We start from the raw sequence: 17138 nt of genomic DNA on the forward strand, positions 1-17138 counted from the left end.
CCAGAAGGACACCGATGGTTACTGCTTCTACTAGCGATGTCAGACTTTTTCTCTAAAGTGATTTAGGTGACGGAAAAAGTTTGATTTAGTGAAAGAAGATCGCGTGTTAGGCGTGCTCGAGTGAGTTACTTAGCCCTTGTAGAGCTAAAGAAGTTAGGATTCATTGAAAAAGTAAAAAAAGTAGTTGTATGAAATTTATGCTTCTGCTAGTATACCGCGCAGTTGTTCAAAGAGTTATTAAATGCAGCATCAAGTACAAGTAAAGCTTCCACTACGAAATAACCATTTTTGTAGTTAGATGTTTCCCTTTTATTTTAGCGTATCATGATATAATTCAACTCATTAACATATTGTTAATAATGAACTTTTACTCAAAATAAACTAATAGGGGCATAACATGTCTAATTCAAATACTGGTATCGTAAAATGGTTCAACGAAGAGAAAGGCTTCGGTTTCATCACTCAAGATAACGGCGGCGCTGACGTATTCGTTCACTTCCGTTCTATCGCTTCTGAAGGTTTCAAAACTCTGAAAGAAGGCCAAAAAGTGTCTTTCGAAGTTGAACAAGGTCAAAAAGGCCCACAAGCTAGCAACGTTATCGCTCTTTAATTAGGCGAAGCTGTGTAAGCTTTAAAGAATATAGAAGGTCGCTTATTATTAGCGGCCTTTTTTGTATCTGTCGTATAGCAATCCTCCCCTTCGAGCCCAGTATTTTGGCATCGTCGATGTTGAATATAAGAGGAGGGATAGTGAGCCGAATCTACCTATTGTTTCAGTTCGATAAGTTACGCAGCTTTGGGTCGTCTGAAAGGTATTCGACAAATTCGATTTCAAAGCCTGAAGGGTCAACAAAATAGACGTTCTTACGGTATGGTTCTTCAGCGCCGGGGTTGGCAATTTGATAACCTGCTTCAACCAGTCTTTTCGTCACGCCATCAATGTCGTTGGTCACATACGCGAAATGCGCTAGCCCGACTTGATAACCGCTTAGATCGCGATTCTTCCCTTCGCCATGATCGCTCATCGCAATGTATTGGTACTCATCACCAAAGTGGATCCAGTTTCTTGGTTTTCCGCTCCATTCGCCTTTGCCTTCGTCACGCACATACCAATGTGGAAATGCTGCTTGGTAAAACTTCAACATTTCAGGGATGTCCTTAACCACTAAGTTCACATGTTCGAGTTGGATCATGGTTTGCTCCTTTGTCATTTTTTAACCAACGAAGAATAGGTTAAAACCTCAAGTTAAGTGGAGGTAAAGGGCTTTTTCATTTTTTTATGTTGAATGGATTATGTACTTGCGATTTGGTTCAAACTATTGCTTGTTATGGCCTTTTGCGAATTGTTTTTACAGATGCTTGCGGTAAGTAGATTCCGTATCATGCTCCTTCGTCGCTGTACGGAATGACGCAGTGGGATTGAGCATAGGACTCGCGATGTCATTCTGAAAGAGCCAAAGAGAGTATTCAGAATCTGCTTGAAGCGTGCAGTGATGCTGGTGGTTTGAATGGGACAAATCATGTGGGCTGGATCAGTTTTTCCGGTTTCTTTCCCATATGACGTTATATGGAGCTTGGGTGCGGTATCTATTTGAATATAATATGATTTCCTCAAGAAACAAAAAAAGCCAGCAGTTAATATCTGCTGGCAAAGTTTTTGGGCTTCTAGGTTTTTGCATTTATTTCTTGTTACTCATCGCTGTCACGGTGCCCCGATTGGTTTTCCAGGGAAGAAAACACAGCACCGTGCGCTTTGTGCTTAAGAAACTGGAGATTAACCTTGCTTACGGATCAGGTAGTCAAATGCGCCTAAGCTTGCTTTTGCACCTTCCCCCATCGCAATGATGATCTGTTTGTAAGGAACGGTTGTAGCGTCACCCGCTGCGAAGACACCTTCTAGGCTAGTATCGCCACGGCTACCGACTTCAATTTCGCCACGCTCAGATAGCGCTACTTCTGAATCTTTTAGCCATTCGGTGTTTGGCACTAGACCGATTTGGACAAAGATACCTGACAGTTCGATCTCTTGGATTTCATCTGTGTTGCGGTCTTTGTACTTCAAGCTGGTTACGCGAGTGCCGTCACCCACGACTTCTGTGGTTTGTGCCATCGTAATGATGTCTACGTTTGGTAGTGAATTCGCTTTGTCGATAAGCACTTGGTCTGCACGAAGTACGTCTGCGAATTCAAGAACCGTTACGTGTTCTACGATACCAGCAAGGTCGATAGCGGCTTCGATGCCTGAGTTACCACCACCGATAACCGCGGTTTTCTTGCCTTTGAACAATGGACCGTCACAGTGTGGGCAGTACGCGACGCCTTTGTTGCGGTACTCTTGCTCACCCGGAACGTTCATTTCACGCCAGCGTGCACCAGGGCTAAGGATGACACTCTTACTCTTCAGCGTTGCGCCGCTTTCAAGTTGAATATGAATCAAACCATCTTCTGTGTGTGCAGCGCCCATCAGCTTCTCTGCTTGTTGTTCAGTCACGACGTCTACGTCGTATTCTTTTAGGTGTTCTGCTAGGTCAGTTGCCAGTTTTGGACCTTCAGTGCGTTTTACCGAAATGAAGTTCTCAATTGCCATGGTGTCCATAACCTGACCACCAAAGCGTTTAGCGACAACGCCAGTACGAATACCTTTACGAGCGGCGTATAGAGCAGCTGCGCTACCACCAGGACCACCGCCGACAACAAGTACGTCGTATGGGTCTTTTTCGCTCAGTGCTTTCGCGGCTTTCTCGCTCGCGCCGTCATCCACTTTGTTTAGGATTTCAGTCAGAGACATACGACCTTGACCGAATAGCTCACCGTTCACGAATACGCTTGGTACGGCCATGATGTCACGCTTCTTCACTTCATCTTGGAACAAACCACCGTCGATCATGGTTGCTTTTACTTTCGGATTGATCGCCGCCATCATGTTGAACGCTTGAACCACGTCCGGACAGTTTTGACACGACAGTGAAATGAAGATTTCTACGTCTAGCTCTTTGTCTAGTGCTGCGATTTGCTCGATGACTTCCTGCTCTAGTTTGATTGGGTGACCGCCAGAGTGAAGCAGTGCCAATACGAGAGAGGTAAATTCGTGACCCATTGGCAATCCTGCAAAGCGTAGTGCTGTACCTTTTGCTGGGTTAGTTACCGCCATCACTGGTTTACGTGCGCTTGCGTTGTCGTCACGTTCAACGGTGATTAGGTCGCTCATCTCTGCGATTTGGTTCGCTAGAGATAGAATATCCTTCGATGCTTTGCTTTCATCTAGACTAACCACTAAACGAACTTCTTCTTTTACATTAGCCAGATATTGTTTGAGTTGTTGTTGGATCGCTTGGTCTAACATAGCTGTTACTACCTTAAAAATATTAAAAAGTGGTTACTGTAGATAAAACCTGAGGGGGAGAGAGCAAATCAGGCAGAAGGTCGTCAAGGTATCTAACCTGAAGTGCTCTCTTATTCAGTTCTAATCAGAAAAAGGAAATCGGAACTGATTAGAACTTAAATTTCAGTGGCTTAGATTTTGCCAACTAGGTCTAGTGATGGAGCTAATGTCTCTTCACCTTCTTTCCATTTAGCTGGGCAAACTTCGCCTGGGTGCGCTGCTACGTATTGAGCTGCTTTCACTTTGCGTAGTAGGTCTTCTGCGTCACGGCCGATACCTTCAGCAGTGATTTCCATTGCTTGGATAGTACCTTCTGGGTCGATTAGGAACGTTGCACGGTCTGCAAGACCTTGACCTTCACGCATCACACCGAAGTTGTTTGTGATGTTGCCTGTTTGGTCGCCAAGCATGTAGTACTGAATCTTACCGATAGTGTCTGAGCTGTCATGCCATGCTTTGTGAGTGAAGTGTGTATCAGTTGATACTGAGTAAACTTCTACTCCACGTTTTTGTAGTTCTTCGTAGTGGTCTGCTAGGTCGCCCAGTTCTGTTGGACATACAAACGTAAAATCTGCTGGGTAGAAGAAGAATACTGCCCATTTACCTAGAACGTCTTGTTCTGTTACTTCAACGAATTCGCCGTTTTTGTACGCTGTAGCTGCAAATGGTTTAATTTGAGTATTAATCATAATTTACTTTCCTTTGAATGTTTTAAGCTGAGTTGTTGTTGCTTTCGGAAAGTATATTCTCATCGGAGTGTGTTTAAGGAAAATCGCTTGTAACTATCCTATTGATAGCCATTTCCTATTTAACTTGATAGGTCGTTTCGATGTAAGGAGAGGCGATGTTAAGTACCGATTGTTTGGATTTGAACAACTCATCCGCAGCGGCTTCTAAGCGCAACCGCCTGATGAAATCTGCTAACGTCTCGCCCTGCACGGCTTTAAAGGTATGATAAAAATGATATTGAGACAGGTTCGCCAACGTGGCCACTTCTGGCAGGTTTAATGGCTCATTGAAATTCTGTTCCAAGTAACGAATCACAGGAATCAGCCGTTGGTGATAATCGATGCGCATTGCAGTATGTTCTTGTTCTGTTCATCCCATTTTCTAAGCTCAAAGCGTACCGAAATCAAATTGGCTTGCAAGATTGAGATAGGATAAATGCGTGTTGGTAAGGACAAATAACAACAAACAAAAAGGCCGTTAACCCCATGTTCGGGTTAACGGCCTTTTCTATATTCAGCACTTAGCGGGTATAAGGCTTAGTTAGCTTGGTTTTGGGTCTGAAGCTTCTCTTTTGCCTCTTCAACTTTTGAGAAATCCAATCCCAACTCTTCGACTGCTTCTTTAATTAGCGTAGGGTTTTGCATGACTTGCGCCATCAACATCTGCAATTTATCTTGAGGCAAACCTAGTTGACTGATTGTTGCCATTGCTGCAAAAGGGTTCTGCGTTAGAGTCTGAAAAATCTCATGGATCTTCTCATCACTGATGTTGTTCTCTTTCAGCATTGCAAGAATCGGGTTCATCACATTTCCTTTTAATCATTCAATGAAATAGAGGCCGAGTTTATCACTTGGTTTTGCTGGGGTGAACTAGGAACATTAGCGAGGATACATATCCAAGGCGATTTGCTCTGAATCCTGCTTCTTGAAGTCACTTGGGTATACGACTGCTCTTCAACATAATCGCTATCAATTCCCCTAATGGGTGAAATGTCACAATTTTCAATATCCTGTCAGTTCCATATATCCCGTTCCAGAATGAGTGCCTTTAATGCGTACCGGACCTTCCCAATAAGGCACAGAAAGCGGCATCTTTGCATTGGGGTTCAGTGCTGAAACCGTCACTTCAATTTGTTGAGTTGGAATGGATATTTGCCATTCCGTTGGATAACGGTGTCCTTGAATTTCCGTTTGCTTGGTCGACTTTAAGCGGATGTCTTTTTGCTTAATGGCAATGCCAGAACCGTCTTTCTGCATCAATCTTGCGTTGGAATAGCTTGCTTCACCCGTTATTGAATCACGCAGTTGGAACGTCACCAAACTGGTTTTGTCACTCAACCTCAACGCAAACCAATCCCAACCTTGTTGCGAATCGAGTAAGAATTGTGAGCTCCATTCTCGGTCAATCCAACCTTTGCCGGACACTTGGTGCGTTTTTCCATCAATGGTGACTTCGCCTGAAACATCAATAAATGGTTGGCTATAATAATACGATGCGACCTGACCATTTGCACTTTTGGTGCTGTAGCCTTGAACGCCCTGTTTTTGATAAGGTGCAGAGCTGGTAAGATTTAATGAGTAGCTAAACAGACTTGAATCGACCTTTAAATTGGCAGGGAATAGGTCGTCAGTTTGTGAGTGCCATTGCCAGTTATCAAGGAAAGCTCTGAACGGTGCGCCTTCTATGCCTGCCAGTTGTTTGTGGCCGCGAGACCATTTTTCATCGGCGTAATGTTTGTCTTTGGTTGTAACAGCACTGTGCGCCATGTAGATCTGCTGACTTTGCCATGCACTGGCGTTATCGGTGTTGCTGCTTTCAGCTTGAGGTGAGGTTGCAAAACGAAACTGTGTCCACTGTAGGCCGAGTGGATTGCCATCTTCATCGATTAGATTCGCGGTTAAATACCACCACTCATGGCGAAAATCGTTGTGTGCCTGATGATCGGCAGGGAACGTGAGTTCGGTGCCTTTCACTACTGGAGTAAATTGGCCATCCTCGGTTTGAGCGTCACTTCCGTTCATTAATGCTCCCATGTTTTGCGGTGGTGACTCTTCACAGCCGATCAGTGATAAAGAGCCAAGGAGGAAAGCCGCCGCTTTTACTGATTGATTCATCACAATACCTCGCTCTGTAAACTGGACACGACCGGTTTGCTCACCAAGCGCCAAAGTGGGATCAAGGTGGCAATCACAGCAACCAAAATAGTGATGGCGGCGATACTGAGTGCGTCACTCCAACTCCATAGGTAATTCAAGCTCCAGCCAAAAGCTCGCAAGGTGACAATATCAGTGAGCACATAGCCAACCATCGCACCTAAAGGTAAGGCTATAACGAGCGTAAACGCCACCAAAGCCACGATTTGGCCGATGGCCATTGCCATCAACTTTCGACGGTTGACGCCTAAAGCATACAACCTTGCCACTGCGGCCTTTCGAGCATCAAGCAACATAAAACAGGCACTGAACAGGCCGATCATTGCTACCAGTAAAGTGACCCCATTTAATGCGCGAGTAATGGCAAAAGTTTGCGAGAAGATCGCTAAGGCGATGGATTTGATTTGCGCTTGATCGTAGAGCTGACTTGGGTGCAGATTGAGTTGATCACGTATTTGGTCGTATGCGGTTTGTTGATCGCCAGTGACCTTGATACCAAGGCTGGTGGGCAAATCCGTAAAGCCACTTTTACGCCATAAACTCGGTGCAATGAGTACTTCACCATTGGGTGAACCGTAGTCATGGAAAATAGCCCCAATAGTGAGGTTAGTATTTTTCACTGATGTGAGATTGAGTTCCTCCCCTAGTGACAATCCGAGTTTTACGGCCGTCGGTTCACTTATTGCGACTAACTTCCCTTGATAAAAGAGCGGCCAGAAATTAGGAACGTGCGATTGAAACACCATGGTCTGCTCTAAGGTGGCGGTGTCTTTGGTGCCGAGTAATATCGGCAAGCCTTGCAAGTTGTCATCAACATAATACTGTTTATAGACTCGTTCGACGTTGTTGAATTGCTCTAATGCGCGCTCAACATTGGCGATATCTTTTTGGGACGGGCTGACATAAATATCGGCATGCAGTCTTTGTTCGAGCCACTGTTTTAAGGTGGATTCGAAGCTGCCGACAAGGGTGTTCATGGCCATGTTAGCGGTGATGGCGAGAAGTAATGCCATCATGGCGAGTGAGAGTGGAGAAATCAGTTCACGTAGCTCGGCAAACAGATATTGGAGTAAGCCTGATGTGGTGCGTTGTTCGCTCCATTGCGCCAATACGCTAAGGGTTTTAGGAAGATAAAGCGGAATGGATATTACCAACACTCCCACCCAAACCATGGTAAAACGGTGATGTTCGCTTAGCCATAATCCGGTGAATGACAACAGAGTTAGCACAATGCCAACGACAAACAGTTGGTTTTCGTTGGCGTTTTCTGGCGTTTGGTAAAAGCCTCCATGAGAAGAAAGCGGTTGGCGAACACGCTGTTTAAAGTGCTGCCAACAGGCGAGTAGCGTGGCGGCTAAAGTGAGTATCAGAGCCTGCGCCCACCATTGCCACTGCCAAGTCCCAGGCAGTAAGGTTGCACCGTAAAGCTGTTCTAACGTCAGGGCCACTGTGGGGTGGAGCCAATGGCTCAGTTGCATGCCTAAAACGAAGCCAAGTGTCGCGCCGATCGTCACCAACATGGTTAATTCAATCAGCAGTGCGGAGAACACAATCATAGGAGCAACACCAGCTTGCTGGATTTGAACTAACAGACGATTGCGTTTGAGCAAGCTATATTTCACGCCGTTGTAAGCGATAAATAAGCCAACCAAAAACGCCAATAAGCTCATTGCTGTCAGATTGAGATGAAAGCTGTCGGTCAGGGAACCAAGGTCTGTGCTTTGGGTATTGGTGATCCATTGCCCTTGCTCGCCAATCAGGTTCTGCCATTTTGCTTGCGTGTCCTTACCCGTATCAAAAACTGCAATGTAACTGAGCTTACCTTGCTTGTTCAGTAACCGTTGTGCAAAGCCAATATCCATTAGCATTCGGCTACCTAACTGCCATTCATCAGGTAGGACAGTGACTTTGGTTTCCACGCTGTCCAGAGTGAGGTACTCGGCTTCACCAACGCTTTGATGTTGTGATTGGCTCATCATCACGATGGGTTCCCCCGCCATTAATTGGGCCAATGGAAGTGCATCGCTGGAAAGTGAAATGGGTTGTGGATCCTCTGCTCTCTTGTTGTCTGCTGCAGAGCGAAGGCGAGACGTAATGGCGGCGACTAACTCACTGCCTTGCACTGACCAGCGGCGGCCTTGTTCATCGCGAACGCGTCCTTCAATGATGGGCAATGCCGCGCTTAATCCCTTGTGACGCAGTGAGAAGTAGAGTGACTCTGACAAATATCGTTGACCTGCTGGGGGAATGATCAGGTTTTGCGCTTGAATACTGAGCTGTTCTGTGGACTGGGCATAGCTACGTTTAGCATTGAGGTTAATGGCTTGCACTGCAACAAATAAGGTCACCGCAAGCACGATGCCAATCAAAATGGCGGCAGCCTGAAGTGGCGCTTGTCGATAATGAGCAGCAAACAATTGGAGGGTGAGTTTCGTGTGTATGAGCCTAGTAGGATTCATGCTGCGACTCATGATTCAAAGGAGCGGTGAAAAGGTGGCCATTTTGCAAGTGACAGCGAGCCTGCATAAAGTCGGCACACTCTAAGCTGTGGGTCACTAATATAATGGCGGTGTTGCCTTGGCTAGCGATCTCGGTAAGCAGTTGCATTACCTCTAATCCTGCTTTTTGGTCGAGGTTTCCGGTCGGTTCGTCAGCCAGTAAAAGCTGAGGTTGATGCGCCAATGCTCGAGCGATGGCCACGCGTTGTTGTTGTCCACCGGATAAGGAAGAGACGTGCCGACTGAGCAGTTGGCTGATGCCAAGCGCGCCCACAAGATGATCACACCAATCATTCCAAGGTTGCTGGTTTAGGTTGAGAGGGAAGGCGATATTTTGCTTTACGTTTAGTGGCGTTAATAGATTGAATTGCTGAAAGACCACGCCGAGTTGCTGGTATCGAAAGCGGCTCCATTGTGGATCTTTCCATGTTGCGGTGTTGTGCCCACTCAACAGCAACTCTCCACTCGTGAGTGGTTCAAAGCCGGCAATGATATTGAGTAACGTGCTTTTGCCACTACCACTGGCGCCAGTGAGTGCGATGCTTGCGCTGGGAAGCAGCGAAAAATCGAGGCCATTTAATACGTGATGGGTCTCCTTGCCATCCACAAAACTCTTTGTCGCGTGCTTTAGTACAACAAGCGGGCTTTCCATTTTACCTCCATGTAAACCTGGGTTATCGACGATTATCTTACGCATTGCCGGGCTATGTCGCTCAATACTTAGCCATTAATAGGTTGCCCTGCTAAGAGATACGCTATCGTATTGAGATGGGGATTCTATGCCGTCCAAATGGTTTATTGAGAGGAGCAAAGCGGCCGGCGAGTTGGTAACCACAGTACTCACACTTACCGTCATCGGTTAAGTGGCGATCGCCAAGCTGATACCAATTTCTTACTAGCACCTTCTTCTTACAATGTGGGCAATAGGTGCTGTCCCCTTCCTCATCGTACACATTGCCGACATAAGCGTAGTTAAGACCATTTTTGAGTGCGATTTCTCTGGCTTTTTGAATGGTACTGATCGGTGTTTGTGGTTTATCCAACATTTTGAAATCGGGATGAAAGGCACTGAAATGAATCGGCACATCACAGCCTAAGTTGTCGCACACCCAACGAGTGAGGGCCTCCAACTCGGAGGTGCTGTCGTTCTCCCCGGGGATCAGCAGTGTGGTAATTTCAAACCACACATCGGTTTCATGTTGTAGGTAAAGTAGGGTATCGAGTACTGGCGCTAAGTGGCCACTGCAGATCTTATGGTAAAAGCGCTCGGTAAAGGCTTTTAGATCAACATTAGCGGCGTCCATATAACGAAAGAACTCCGTTCTTGGTTTGTCGCAGATATAGCCAGCCGTCACGGCAACGCTAGATATACCCAATTCATGGCAAGCTTGGGCGGTATCAACGGCGTATTCCATGAAAATGACTGGATCATTGTAAGTAAATGCAATACTTTCACAGCCGTGACGCTGAGCGGCTTGGGCAATTTGATCTGGCATGGCACAGGAACCCAGAGTATCAATTTGGCGTGATTTGCTAATGTGCCAATTTTGACAAAACTTACAGCTTAAATTACAGCCAGCTGTGCCAAAAGAGAGCACCGAACTGCCAGGGTAAAAATGATTGAGTGGCTTTTTCTCTACAGGATCAATGCAAAAACCACTGGAGCGCCCGTAACTGGTGAGTGCGATTTCGCCATTGTGTGCCAGACGTACAAAGCATGCGCCACGCTTATCTTCCCGTAATCGGCAACGTCTTGGGCACAAATCGCAAATCACTCGACCATCACCGAGTTGGTGCCAGTATCGGGTTGGATAAAACTCTGGGGGTTGTTGTGGAGATGGTTGCATCGTGATCACCCAAACTGAATTCTGTTCCTATAATTAAGTATGGCACTTTGTCTCCCATTACGAGTTTTTTAAGGTCACTGCTATGAATGTTCGTCCTCCAGCCGTTGCAGGACACTTTTATCCTCACTCACAACAGCAATTAAGCACCACCATTCAACAGTGGGAGCGAGACGCGCCCGAATTCCCTCACTCCATCAGAGCCTTGGTGGTACCCCATGCGGGGTACGTTTTTTCGGGGAAGGTGGCCGCAGAGGCTTTTCGCTACTTGAAAGCACAATCCGAGCGTATTAAGCGGGTGATTTTGCTTGGCCCTAGCCATCATTTTGCTTTTCAGGGCAGCGCGTTACCGAATGTGGATTACTTTGCGACCCCCTTAGGGAACATTCCGATAGATACCCCTTGGCAACAAAAATTGGCATTAGAGGATGATGTCGTGCTATCCGATGAAGCGCATGAGATGGAGCATTGCCTCGAAGTACAGTTGCCGCTATTGCAAACGTATCTTGGGGCGTTCACCATTTTGCCGATATTGACCAGTCAAGTTTCTCCCGCCAGAGTGGCCGAGCTTATCGATCCTATTTGGCGTAACGATGATAGTTTGCTAGTCGTCAGCAGTGATTTAAGCCATTACCACTCTTACGCGCAGGCACAAGCACTTGATCGCCGTACTTGTGAACAGATAGAAGCGTTCCAATCGTCCATTGCTCCAGAGCAGGCTTGTGGTTCAACAGCAATCAATGCCCTGTTATTGCTCGCAAAACAGAGGGGTTATGAATTAACACGAACTCGTTTAATCAACTCCGGTGATACCGATCTCGGAGACCAACACCGCGTGGTAGGTTATGTCAGTTATCTCGTCTCAGATCCTCAATAAGGATGAACTCACCCAACTGCTCAACATCGCAAATGATACCATTCAGCTCAGTTTTTCTGATGAGCCCGTGCTGCCGCCCAATCTGGGCGAGTGCCTGCCTCGATTACGTGAACTGGGCGCGAGCTTTGTGACCTTAAAAGTGTTTGGTGAGCTTCAGGGTTGTATTGGCAGTATCGTCGCACAGAGGCCTCTTGCTCTTGATGTTTATGATAAGACGTTAGCAAGCGCATTTGAGGATTCACGCTTTGCGCCGTTGACGAAACGACAGCTCCCGCATTTGTCGATTGAAGTGTCAGTGTTGTCGCAACCAGAGAGACTGGAGGTGGCATCTGAACAAGCACTGATGGATTACCTCGCTAAGCACAAGGTGGGGCTCATTTTGTCTTATCAGCATCAACGCGCGCTCTTTTTACCGCAAGTGTGGGAGCAACTACCGAGCCCTATTGATTTTGTTCAGCAACTGAAACGCAAAGCGGGTTGGCCGGCCTCGTTTTGGGATGACGATATGGTGGTAAAAACGTTTGTGGTGGATAGTATTGAGGGGGCGTTCGTAGGGGAATGTTAGGGGCGTAAAGAAAGCGATCGATATAGGTAAAAAAGCCTGAGACGGGTCTCAGGCTTTTAGCTGTTTAGGTCGCTTACACGTAGTACGCTTCAACCGTACCTTTTAGTTTGATCAGCATTGGGTTACCGAAACGGTCTTTTGCTTTAGGAGACGCGATTTTTACCCAACCTTCACTGATGCAGTATTCTTCAACGTCAGTACGCTCTTGGCCGTTAAAACGGATACCGATTTGGTGCTCGAAGCATTCTTTAACAAAGAATGGGCTACGTGGGTTGCCTGCTAGGTGATCTGGTAGAGCTGGTTTAGTTGTATCTGTCATGTTATGTGACCTTGAAGTCCGTAAAAAATGTGCGCTATTGTAGTCAGTGCACGGCGAGTGTTCAAGAAGTGTCAGTACTACATTGTACAACCTTTCCTTGTGTAACGTTTTATAACACGCCCATGCATGGTTATTTTAAGGTTTATAGAATTTACTGTTGTTGAACACATCGCGATCGCGAGGGTCGTTAGACAAGAACATCCAAATCTCTTTCATGCTTTGCTCGAAGAACTCTTCTTCAAACACCACCATAGAACAATGCTCACCTAATCCGATAGCAAAAGGCTCGAGAGTTTCGAATCCGATGCTTTCGATATCAGTGATATCAAGGAAATAGAGCTTCTTATCGGTTTTTTGCTCATATTCCCTTGGTAGTTTACCTTTGCTCAGTACAGAGAAGTTCAGCTCTACCGTTAACCCCGTCCGGTTTTGTTTTAACTCATAAACCTGTTCGGATTGCGTAACGATGCTGTAATTCAAATCATCAAAATAGTTAAGCGTTTCTTGTTTCATTGGGTGCATAAGTCTTCCATAAATTGTGCGGGCGAATCGGAAGAGATTCGCTTACAAACCTTTCAAATACTGGGCATTTGCTGTTGGGTGAACCATTGTTTCTAGTGCTTCAGCATTGGGCGCATTGTGTTGTGCAAGCAGTACCTTAAAGGCATCAATCAGCTCAGGTTTCGTTACAGTGACGTTGGTTTCTGTCTGTATATCACGTAAGTCTATCAACACGTCAGTAAACAATTGCGGTAAATCTTGCAGTACTTGCAGGTTCAACACGTTGTGTTCGCTGTAGATTGAGTTATGGCTGCCTTTCTGCTTTTGCACCACATATGGGTTGTCTTTTAGATTGATGATTGACGTGCGCTTATCACAACGCTTCAAGCAGCCCTTGTTTACTTTAATCTTGCGGCAACCTTCGGTCTGTTGGAACAAACACTGGCGGCTAGTGAGCAGTGTATTGGGGTGGTAAATACTGTAGTAGCTGCGCATGGATTGTGGACGTTTGATATGACGCATCTGCTTCATGTTTAGCTCGTTGGAGACAAATGCACCGCTGGCGGCAAACTCTTCTTGCAAGCATTTGAACGAGTACGAGTTCACCGTGTTCATTTGCGGGCCAGCCACCCAACCGAGCCCTAGCTGTTGTGCGATTAGGCCAACGCCAGAGTTATTGGTGATCGACAGTTCTGGCTTTATTGTTTCTAGAAATACGCGCGCTGCTTGGTAATCGTCGCCAATCAAGATAGCTGGGAACCAAGGTTTGAGCGTTGGATTGGCCAAGAATAACGCGATCATTACGCTTAGCTCACCCGATAATCCCATCGGTAGCTGAAAATACACATCCACATCGGTGTAACGGCATAAAGCGGTGTCTTCTGCTGATGAAACCAACACCGACAGTTTCGGTGCGCCTTCACGTACTTCTGGTTGAGGCAGGGCAGGCAAGGTAGGTACATCAATTGCGCCTTTTAGGCTGCTGCCAGAAACTTGCGTTGCCGTCACGTTGAAGTATTGCGTCTTCTCTGTCACTTTCTCAATGATTGCCGTTTTGTCGTCGTACAGCTTTTTCTTCACGATTTGTACATCGTCTGCGGATTCGCATTTATAGATTTTTGAGAAGTGCTTCACGGCGTGGTCACGAGGGTTGTCGATGTACATCGCTTTACCGAAATCGCCTTGCAAAAATGCGTTGGAGAAATCACGGTTGAAAACGGTGTACAGTTCGGTGGTGTCGCTCGACAGTTCTACGCCTTCGCACAAGCGATCAATCTGTTTACGCCAGTTATCGACCACCGTGTAAACGTAGTGGGATTTTTTGATGCGACCTTCTATTTTCAACGAGTAAACGCCCGCATCGGCAAGGGCTTGTAAATCGCCAAATGCGGAGTTGTCTTTCATGTTGAGCGGGTAGCTGTTGCCCGTTTTGGTTGTCTCGTACTGTTCACGGCAAGGTTGGCTGCAACGACCACGGTTACCGGATGCACCATTACGTGCCGAGCTGATGTAACAAATCCCTGAAAAACCAATGCAGTAAGATCCGTGTACGAACACTTCCATCATCACATCGTGCTCACGACCAAATTGAGCCAGATGTTTGATCTCATCGATGTTTAGCTCGCGAGATAGGTTTACGCGGCTTGCTGTTAACTGATTGAGGAACAAGATTTGCCCTTCGTTATGGGTGTTCAGCTGCGTAGAGGCGTGCACATCTAGGTCAGGGAAGTGATGCTTAAGAATATAGGCAAGGCCGAGATCTTGCACGATCACACCGTCAATCGTGGTGGTGTTTAATTGACTGAGCAAGCGAACGATAGCAGGGATCTCGCTCTCTAGGATCAGCACGTTCAGAGTCAGGAAAATCTTACAGTTGTGCTGATGTGCAAGTGTTAACACACCATTTAAGTTATCTAAGGTGAGGTTGGTTGCACGGTTGCGGGCATTAAAGCGGTCTAAACCACAGTAAATGGCGTCGGCACCGGCAGCAATGGCGGCTTTGATGGAGTCTAAATCGCCACCTGGCGCTAATAACTCAAATTGATCGCGTGTCACTCGTTATCTCTTGCTCACTAAAAATAGGCACGTATTTTACGGGTTTCACATTTTCTATTCTTAATTAGTTAACACTTTATTAATCTGAATCAATTAATCACGCTCATCTTGCCTGTTGAGAAACCCAAGCATCCCGAAGTTGCTTGAGTTTCAATAGAGAGGCACTCAAGTTCGCAACGGCAGAGGTTGGCTTCTATAGTATTGTTATTATGCAAAGAGCAAGGCTTAACAAATGTTGAAAGTGATCACCATGGGGTTAGCCGCAGTATTGGCTTCATTTACTGTCTTGGCGCAAGAGAGCCTGATTCGAGTCGCGAGTCAGCATTCCGTGCAAGATACCGCCGATAAATTGGTTTCTATCGCACAAGAGAAAGGCCTCAATGTTTTTGCGCGTATCAATCATCATGAGAATGCGGACAAAGCAGACATGCTTCTCAGGCCCACAGAAGTGATCGTATTTGGCAACCCCAAAGTAGGGACGCCGCTGATGCTCTGCTCTCAGGAGGTCGCTATCGACTTACCGCAAAAAGTGTTGGTGTATGAAGATGTCCACGGTCAAGCATGGCTTGTTTACAATAACCCGGATTACCTTAAGCTGCGGCACAATATTGAAGGTTGTGATGAGGTCTTAGCGAAAGTGAGTAGCGTGTTGGGCCAACTGACCAATGCGGCAGCGCAATAGCGGTGTATGGCGATCCAAAGCCCGGGCATTAATGGGTGAAGGTGTGGATGTTTTTTTCGGCTTACGAGAGTGTATTTCTTAACGTGACTATTGCGTCTGCAAATCGAGCTTCTTTCGCTGACAAGCATCTCAAGGTTGTTTAGTGACGCGTGACTTGGTGACAGTAAACCATCCTGAAGTACGCTTGCATATACTTACCAGCATTAACATCACTGGCACTTCAATCAGAACCCCGACCACGGTGGCCAGAGCGGCGCCGGATGAAAGTCCGAAAATCATTACCGAGGTTGCAATCGCTACTTCGAAGTGATTGGATGCACCGATCATCGCTGCTGGTGCTGCATCCTCATAGGATAAATTTAGGAGTTTTGCTGCGAAGTATCCTAGAGCAAAGATAAATACTGTTTGGATAAAAAGCGGAATCGAGATCCAAAGAATTGTCAGTGGGTTGTTTAGAATGGTTTCACCTTTAAAGCTAAAAAGTAGCACGAGAGTGAGCAGTAGTGCACCAATGGTAATTGGCGTAAGAATATGCAGAAACTTCTCTTTAAACCACTCTTCACCTTTATGGTTAATGATCCATTTACGGGAAAAATAACCCGCAATCAGTGGAAGCGCCACATAGATGGTGACCGAGAGCAGCAGTGCTTGCCACGGCACCGGAAGTTGACCAATGCCGAGTAAAAAGCCGCCAAGAACCCCATACAAAACCAGCATGACCAACGAGTTGATCGCAACCATGACGAGAGTCAGTCCATCATTCCCTCTTGCCAGATAACCCCAAACCAAAACCATGGCGGTGCAGGGAGCAATACCAAGCAGAATGCATCCGGCAAAATAGCTTCGCCAAAGCGGGATCTGAAGCATTTTTATACCGTCTTTCAGGACAACAATTCCGTCACCATACGCTGTGCCAACGGGTAGGTTTAGACCTAATGGCATTTTGACCAGATCCACCGCATTATCACCGATCAGACCTTTCAATAAGATGCCTAAGAACAGCATGGCAATGGCATACATAGTAAAAGGCTTGATGCACCAGTTGATAAATAGTGTCAGAAATACAGGCTTACCACTCTGTCCGGTTTTGACGACACGAGTAAAATCAATTTTTACCATGATGGGGTACATCATGAAGAAAAGGCAGATGGCAATGGGAATCGAAATGACGGGAGCCCCATTAACATAAATGGCCATGCCATCGAGTGTGCTGGCCAGATTAGGCGCGATTTTGCCAAGGGCGATACCAATAACGATACACAGCCCAACCCATACGGTCAGGTATCGTTCAAATACACTTGTCATGGTGCGGTCGTGCATCGATTTTTCTATGCCACTCATCAGTTTTCCTCATAAGCACATGGTTGCCCTTTTAATGTGAGTATAGTTGCAATGTGAATAGGTTGGATATTATTGAGAACCAAAAAAAATATTCTGACGAATAGCTCTATACCCAAGCCAACTTGAAGTATTTGGCTCAGTGAGGTGATCTGGGGATAAAAAAAGGGTGACCATATGGTCACCTTTTGAAAT

At 46.2% G+C, this 17138-nt stretch carries 16 protein-coding genes and 1 pseudogene; 4 read left to right on the forward strand and 13 right to left on the reverse strand.

The features are described from left to right. Window positions 1-397: 397 nt before the first annotated feature. A complete protein-coding gene (gene cspE / locus ACVA54_RS02490; RefSeq protein WP_099078480.1) occupies window positions 398-610 on the forward strand; it encodes a transcription antiterminator/RNA stability regulator CspE in 213 nt (70 codons plus the stop codon). 163 nt (window positions 611-773) lie between these two features. Here the strand turns inward: cspE and ACVA54_RS02495 are convergent, their stop codons facing one another. The 9 genes and pseudogenes from ACVA54_RS02495 to amrS all read right to left on the reverse strand — a co-directional run bounded on the left by ACVA54_RS02495 (window position 774) and on the right by amrS (window position 10609). After that, window positions 774-1193, reverse strand: a complete 420-nt coding sequence (locus ACVA54_RS02495; protein WP_099078481.1) for a VOC family protein — start codon at window positions 1191-1193, stop codon at window positions 774-776. A 581-nt stretch (window positions 1194-1774) separates the two neighbouring features. Then, window positions 1775-3343: an alkyl hydroperoxide reductase subunit F gene (gene ahpF / locus ACVA54_RS02500; RefSeq protein WP_446579201.1), complete on the reverse strand. Its 1569-nt coding sequence runs from the start codon at window positions 3341-3343 to the stop codon at window positions 1775-1777. 170 nt (window positions 3344-3513) lie between these two features. Then, window positions 3514-4071: an alkyl hydroperoxide reductase subunit C gene (ahpC, locus tag ACVA54_RS02505; RefSeq protein ID WP_005374632.1), complete on the reverse strand. Its 558-nt coding sequence runs from the start codon at window positions 4069-4071 to the stop codon at window positions 3514-3516. A 142-nt stretch (window positions 4072-4213) separates the two neighbouring features. Beyond that, window positions 4214-4459 (reverse strand): annotated as a pseudogene (locus ACVA54_RS02510) (helix-turn-helix domain-containing protein); the annotation flags it as partial. Between the two features lie 188 nt (window positions 4460-4647). Further along, on the reverse strand, window positions 4648-4914 hold the full coding sequence (locus ACVA54_RS02515; RefSeq protein WP_119464138.1) for a DUF2999 family protein: 267 nt from the start codon (window positions 4912-4914) through the stop codon (window positions 4648-4650). A 198-nt stretch (window positions 4915-5112) separates the two neighbouring features. Continuing rightward, window positions 5113-6225 carry a lipocalin-like domain-containing protein gene (locus ACVA54_RS02520; RefSeq protein ID WP_099078485.1) on the reverse strand — a complete coding sequence of 371 codons (1113 nt, stop codon included), beginning with the start codon at window positions 6223-6225 and terminating at the stop codon, window positions 5113-5115. Then, complete coding sequence (locus tag ACVA54_RS02525; protein WP_446596897.1) at window positions 6225-8723, reverse strand: FtsX-like permease family protein; 2499 nt, start codon at window positions 8721-8723, stop codon at window positions 6225-6227. The genes ACVA54_RS02520 and ACVA54_RS02525 overlap by 1 nt, the downstream gene beginning before the upstream one ends. Next, the gene (locus ACVA54_RS02530) at window positions 8710-9414 is read right to left on the reverse strand and encodes an ABC transporter ATP-binding protein (RefSeq protein WP_099078487.1); all 705 of its coding nucleotides are present in this window, start codon (window positions 9412-9414) and stop codon (window positions 8710-8712) included. Before ACVA54_RS02530 ends, ACVA54_RS02525 begins: the two co-directional genes overlap by 14 nt. Window positions 9415-9517: 103 nt before the next feature. Beyond that, window positions 9518-10609 carry an AmmeMemoRadiSam system radical SAM enzyme gene (gene amrS / locus ACVA54_RS02535; protein WP_446642201.1) on the reverse strand — a complete coding sequence of 364 codons (1092 nt, stop codon included), beginning with the start codon at window positions 10607-10609 and terminating at the stop codon, window positions 9518-9520. 82 nt (window positions 10610-10691) lie between these two features. Between amrS and amrB the strand changes: the two genes are divergently transcribed. Further along, on the forward strand, window positions 10692-11483 hold the full coding sequence (amrB, locus tag ACVA54_RS02540; RefSeq protein ID WP_446617171.1) for an AmmeMemoRadiSam system protein B: 792 nt from the start codon (window positions 10692-10694) through the stop codon (window positions 11481-11483). Beyond that, window positions 11452-12048, forward strand: coding sequence for an AmmeMemoRadiSam system protein A (gene amrA, locus ACVA54_RS02545; RefSeq protein ID WP_446617170.1), 597 nt, complete (start codon window positions 11452-11454; stop codon window positions 12046-12048). The genes amrB and amrA overlap by 32 nt, the downstream gene beginning before the upstream one ends. 73 nt (window positions 12049-12121) lie before the next feature. On the opposite strand, the gene ACVA54_RS02550 is transcribed toward amrA, so the two are convergent. From ACVA54_RS02550 to ACVA54_RS02560, 3 genes are all read right to left on the reverse strand, one after another. Further along, a complete protein-coding gene (locus ACVA54_RS02550; RefSeq protein ID WP_099078491.1) occupies window positions 12122-12367 on the reverse strand; it encodes a DUF3297 family protein in 246 nt (81 codons plus the stop codon). Window positions 12368-12502: 135 nt separating this feature from the next. After that, on the reverse strand, window positions 12503-12889 hold the full coding sequence (locus ACVA54_RS02555; protein WP_099078492.1) for a hypothetical protein: 387 nt from the start codon (window positions 12887-12889) through the stop codon (window positions 12503-12505). A gap of 42 nt (window positions 12890-12931) precedes the next feature. Further along, window positions 12932-14923: a peptidase U32 family protein gene (locus ACVA54_RS02560; protein WP_446617169.1), complete on the reverse strand. Its 1992-nt coding sequence runs from the start codon at window positions 14921-14923 to the stop codon at window positions 12932-12934. Window positions 14924-15155: 232 nt separating this feature from the next. Between ACVA54_RS02560 and ACVA54_RS02565 the strand changes: the two genes are divergently transcribed. Further along, entirely contained in the window at window positions 15156-15605 is a 450-nt protein-coding gene (locus ACVA54_RS02565; RefSeq protein WP_099078494.1) for a DUF302 domain-containing protein, read from the forward strand. Between the two features lie 129 nt (window positions 15606-15734). On the opposite strand, the gene arsB is transcribed toward ACVA54_RS02565, so the two are convergent. Further along, window positions 15735-16946: an ACR3 family arsenite efflux transporter gene (gene arsB, locus ACVA54_RS02570; protein WP_446579207.1), complete on the reverse strand. Its 1212-nt coding sequence runs from the start codon at window positions 16944-16946 to the stop codon at window positions 15735-15737. Window positions 16947-17138: the final 192 nt, after the last annotated feature.

The organism is Vibrio sp. PNB23_22_6 (genome assembly GCF_052877535.1).

Excerpts from the sequence above, each read along its gene's own strand:
- ahpF (WP_446579201.1), bottom strand. The coding sequence starts at position 3,343 with ATGTTAGACCAAGCGATCCAACAACAACTCAAACAATATCTGGCTAAT.
- amrB (WP_446617171.1), top strand. The coding sequence starts at position 10,692 with ATGAATGTTCGTCCTCCAGCCGTTGCAGGACACTTTTATCCTCACTCA.
- ACVA54_RS02520 (WP_099078485.1), bottom strand. The coding sequence starts at position 6,225 with ATGAATCAATCAGTAAAAGCGGCGGCTTTCCTCCTTGGCTCTTTATCA.
- ACVA54_RS02550 (WP_099078491.1), bottom strand. The coding sequence starts at position 12,367 with ATGACAGATACAACTAAACCAGCTCTACCAGATCACCTAGCAGGCAAC.
- amrS (WP_446642201.1), bottom strand. The coding sequence starts at position 10,609 with ATGCAACCATCTCCACAACAACCCCCAGAGTTTTATCCAACCCGATAC.
- ACVA54_RS02530 (WP_099078487.1), bottom strand. The coding sequence starts at position 9,414 with ATGGAAAGCCCGCTTGTTGTACTAAAGCACGCGACAAAGAGTTTTGTG.
- arsB (WP_446579207.1), bottom strand. The coding sequence starts at position 16,946 with ATGAGTGGCATAGAAAAATCGATGCACGACCGCACCATGACAAGTGTA.
- ACVA54_RS02565 (WP_099078494.1), top strand. The coding sequence starts at position 15,156 with ATGTTGAAAGTGATCACCATGGGGTTAGCCGCAGTATTGGCTTCATTT.
- ahpC (WP_005374632.1), bottom strand. The coding sequence starts at position 4,071 with ATGATTAATACTCAAATTAAACCATTTGCAGCTACAGCGTACAAAAAC.
- amrA (WP_446617170.1), top strand. The coding sequence starts at position 11,452 with ATGTCAGTTATCTCGTCTCAGATCCTCAATAAGGATGAACTCACCCAA.
- ACVA54_RS02555 (WP_099078492.1), bottom strand. The coding sequence starts at position 12,889 with ATGCACCCAATGAAACAAGAAACGCTTAACTATTTTGATGATTTGAAT.
- ACVA54_RS02515 (WP_119464138.1), bottom strand. The coding sequence starts at position 4,914 with ATGAACCCGATTCTTGCAATGCTGAAAGAGAACAACATCAGTGATGAG.
- ACVA54_RS02495 (WP_099078481.1), bottom strand. The coding sequence starts at position 1,193 with ATGATCCAACTCGAACATGTGAACTTAGTGGTTAAGGACATCCCTGAA.
- ACVA54_RS02525 (WP_446596897.1), bottom strand. The coding sequence starts at position 8,723 with ATGAATCCTACTAGGCTCATACACACGAAACTCACCCTCCAATTGTTT.
- cspE (WP_099078480.1), top strand. The coding sequence starts at position 398 with ATGTCTAATTCAAATACTGGTATCGTAAAATGGTTCAACGAAGAGAAA.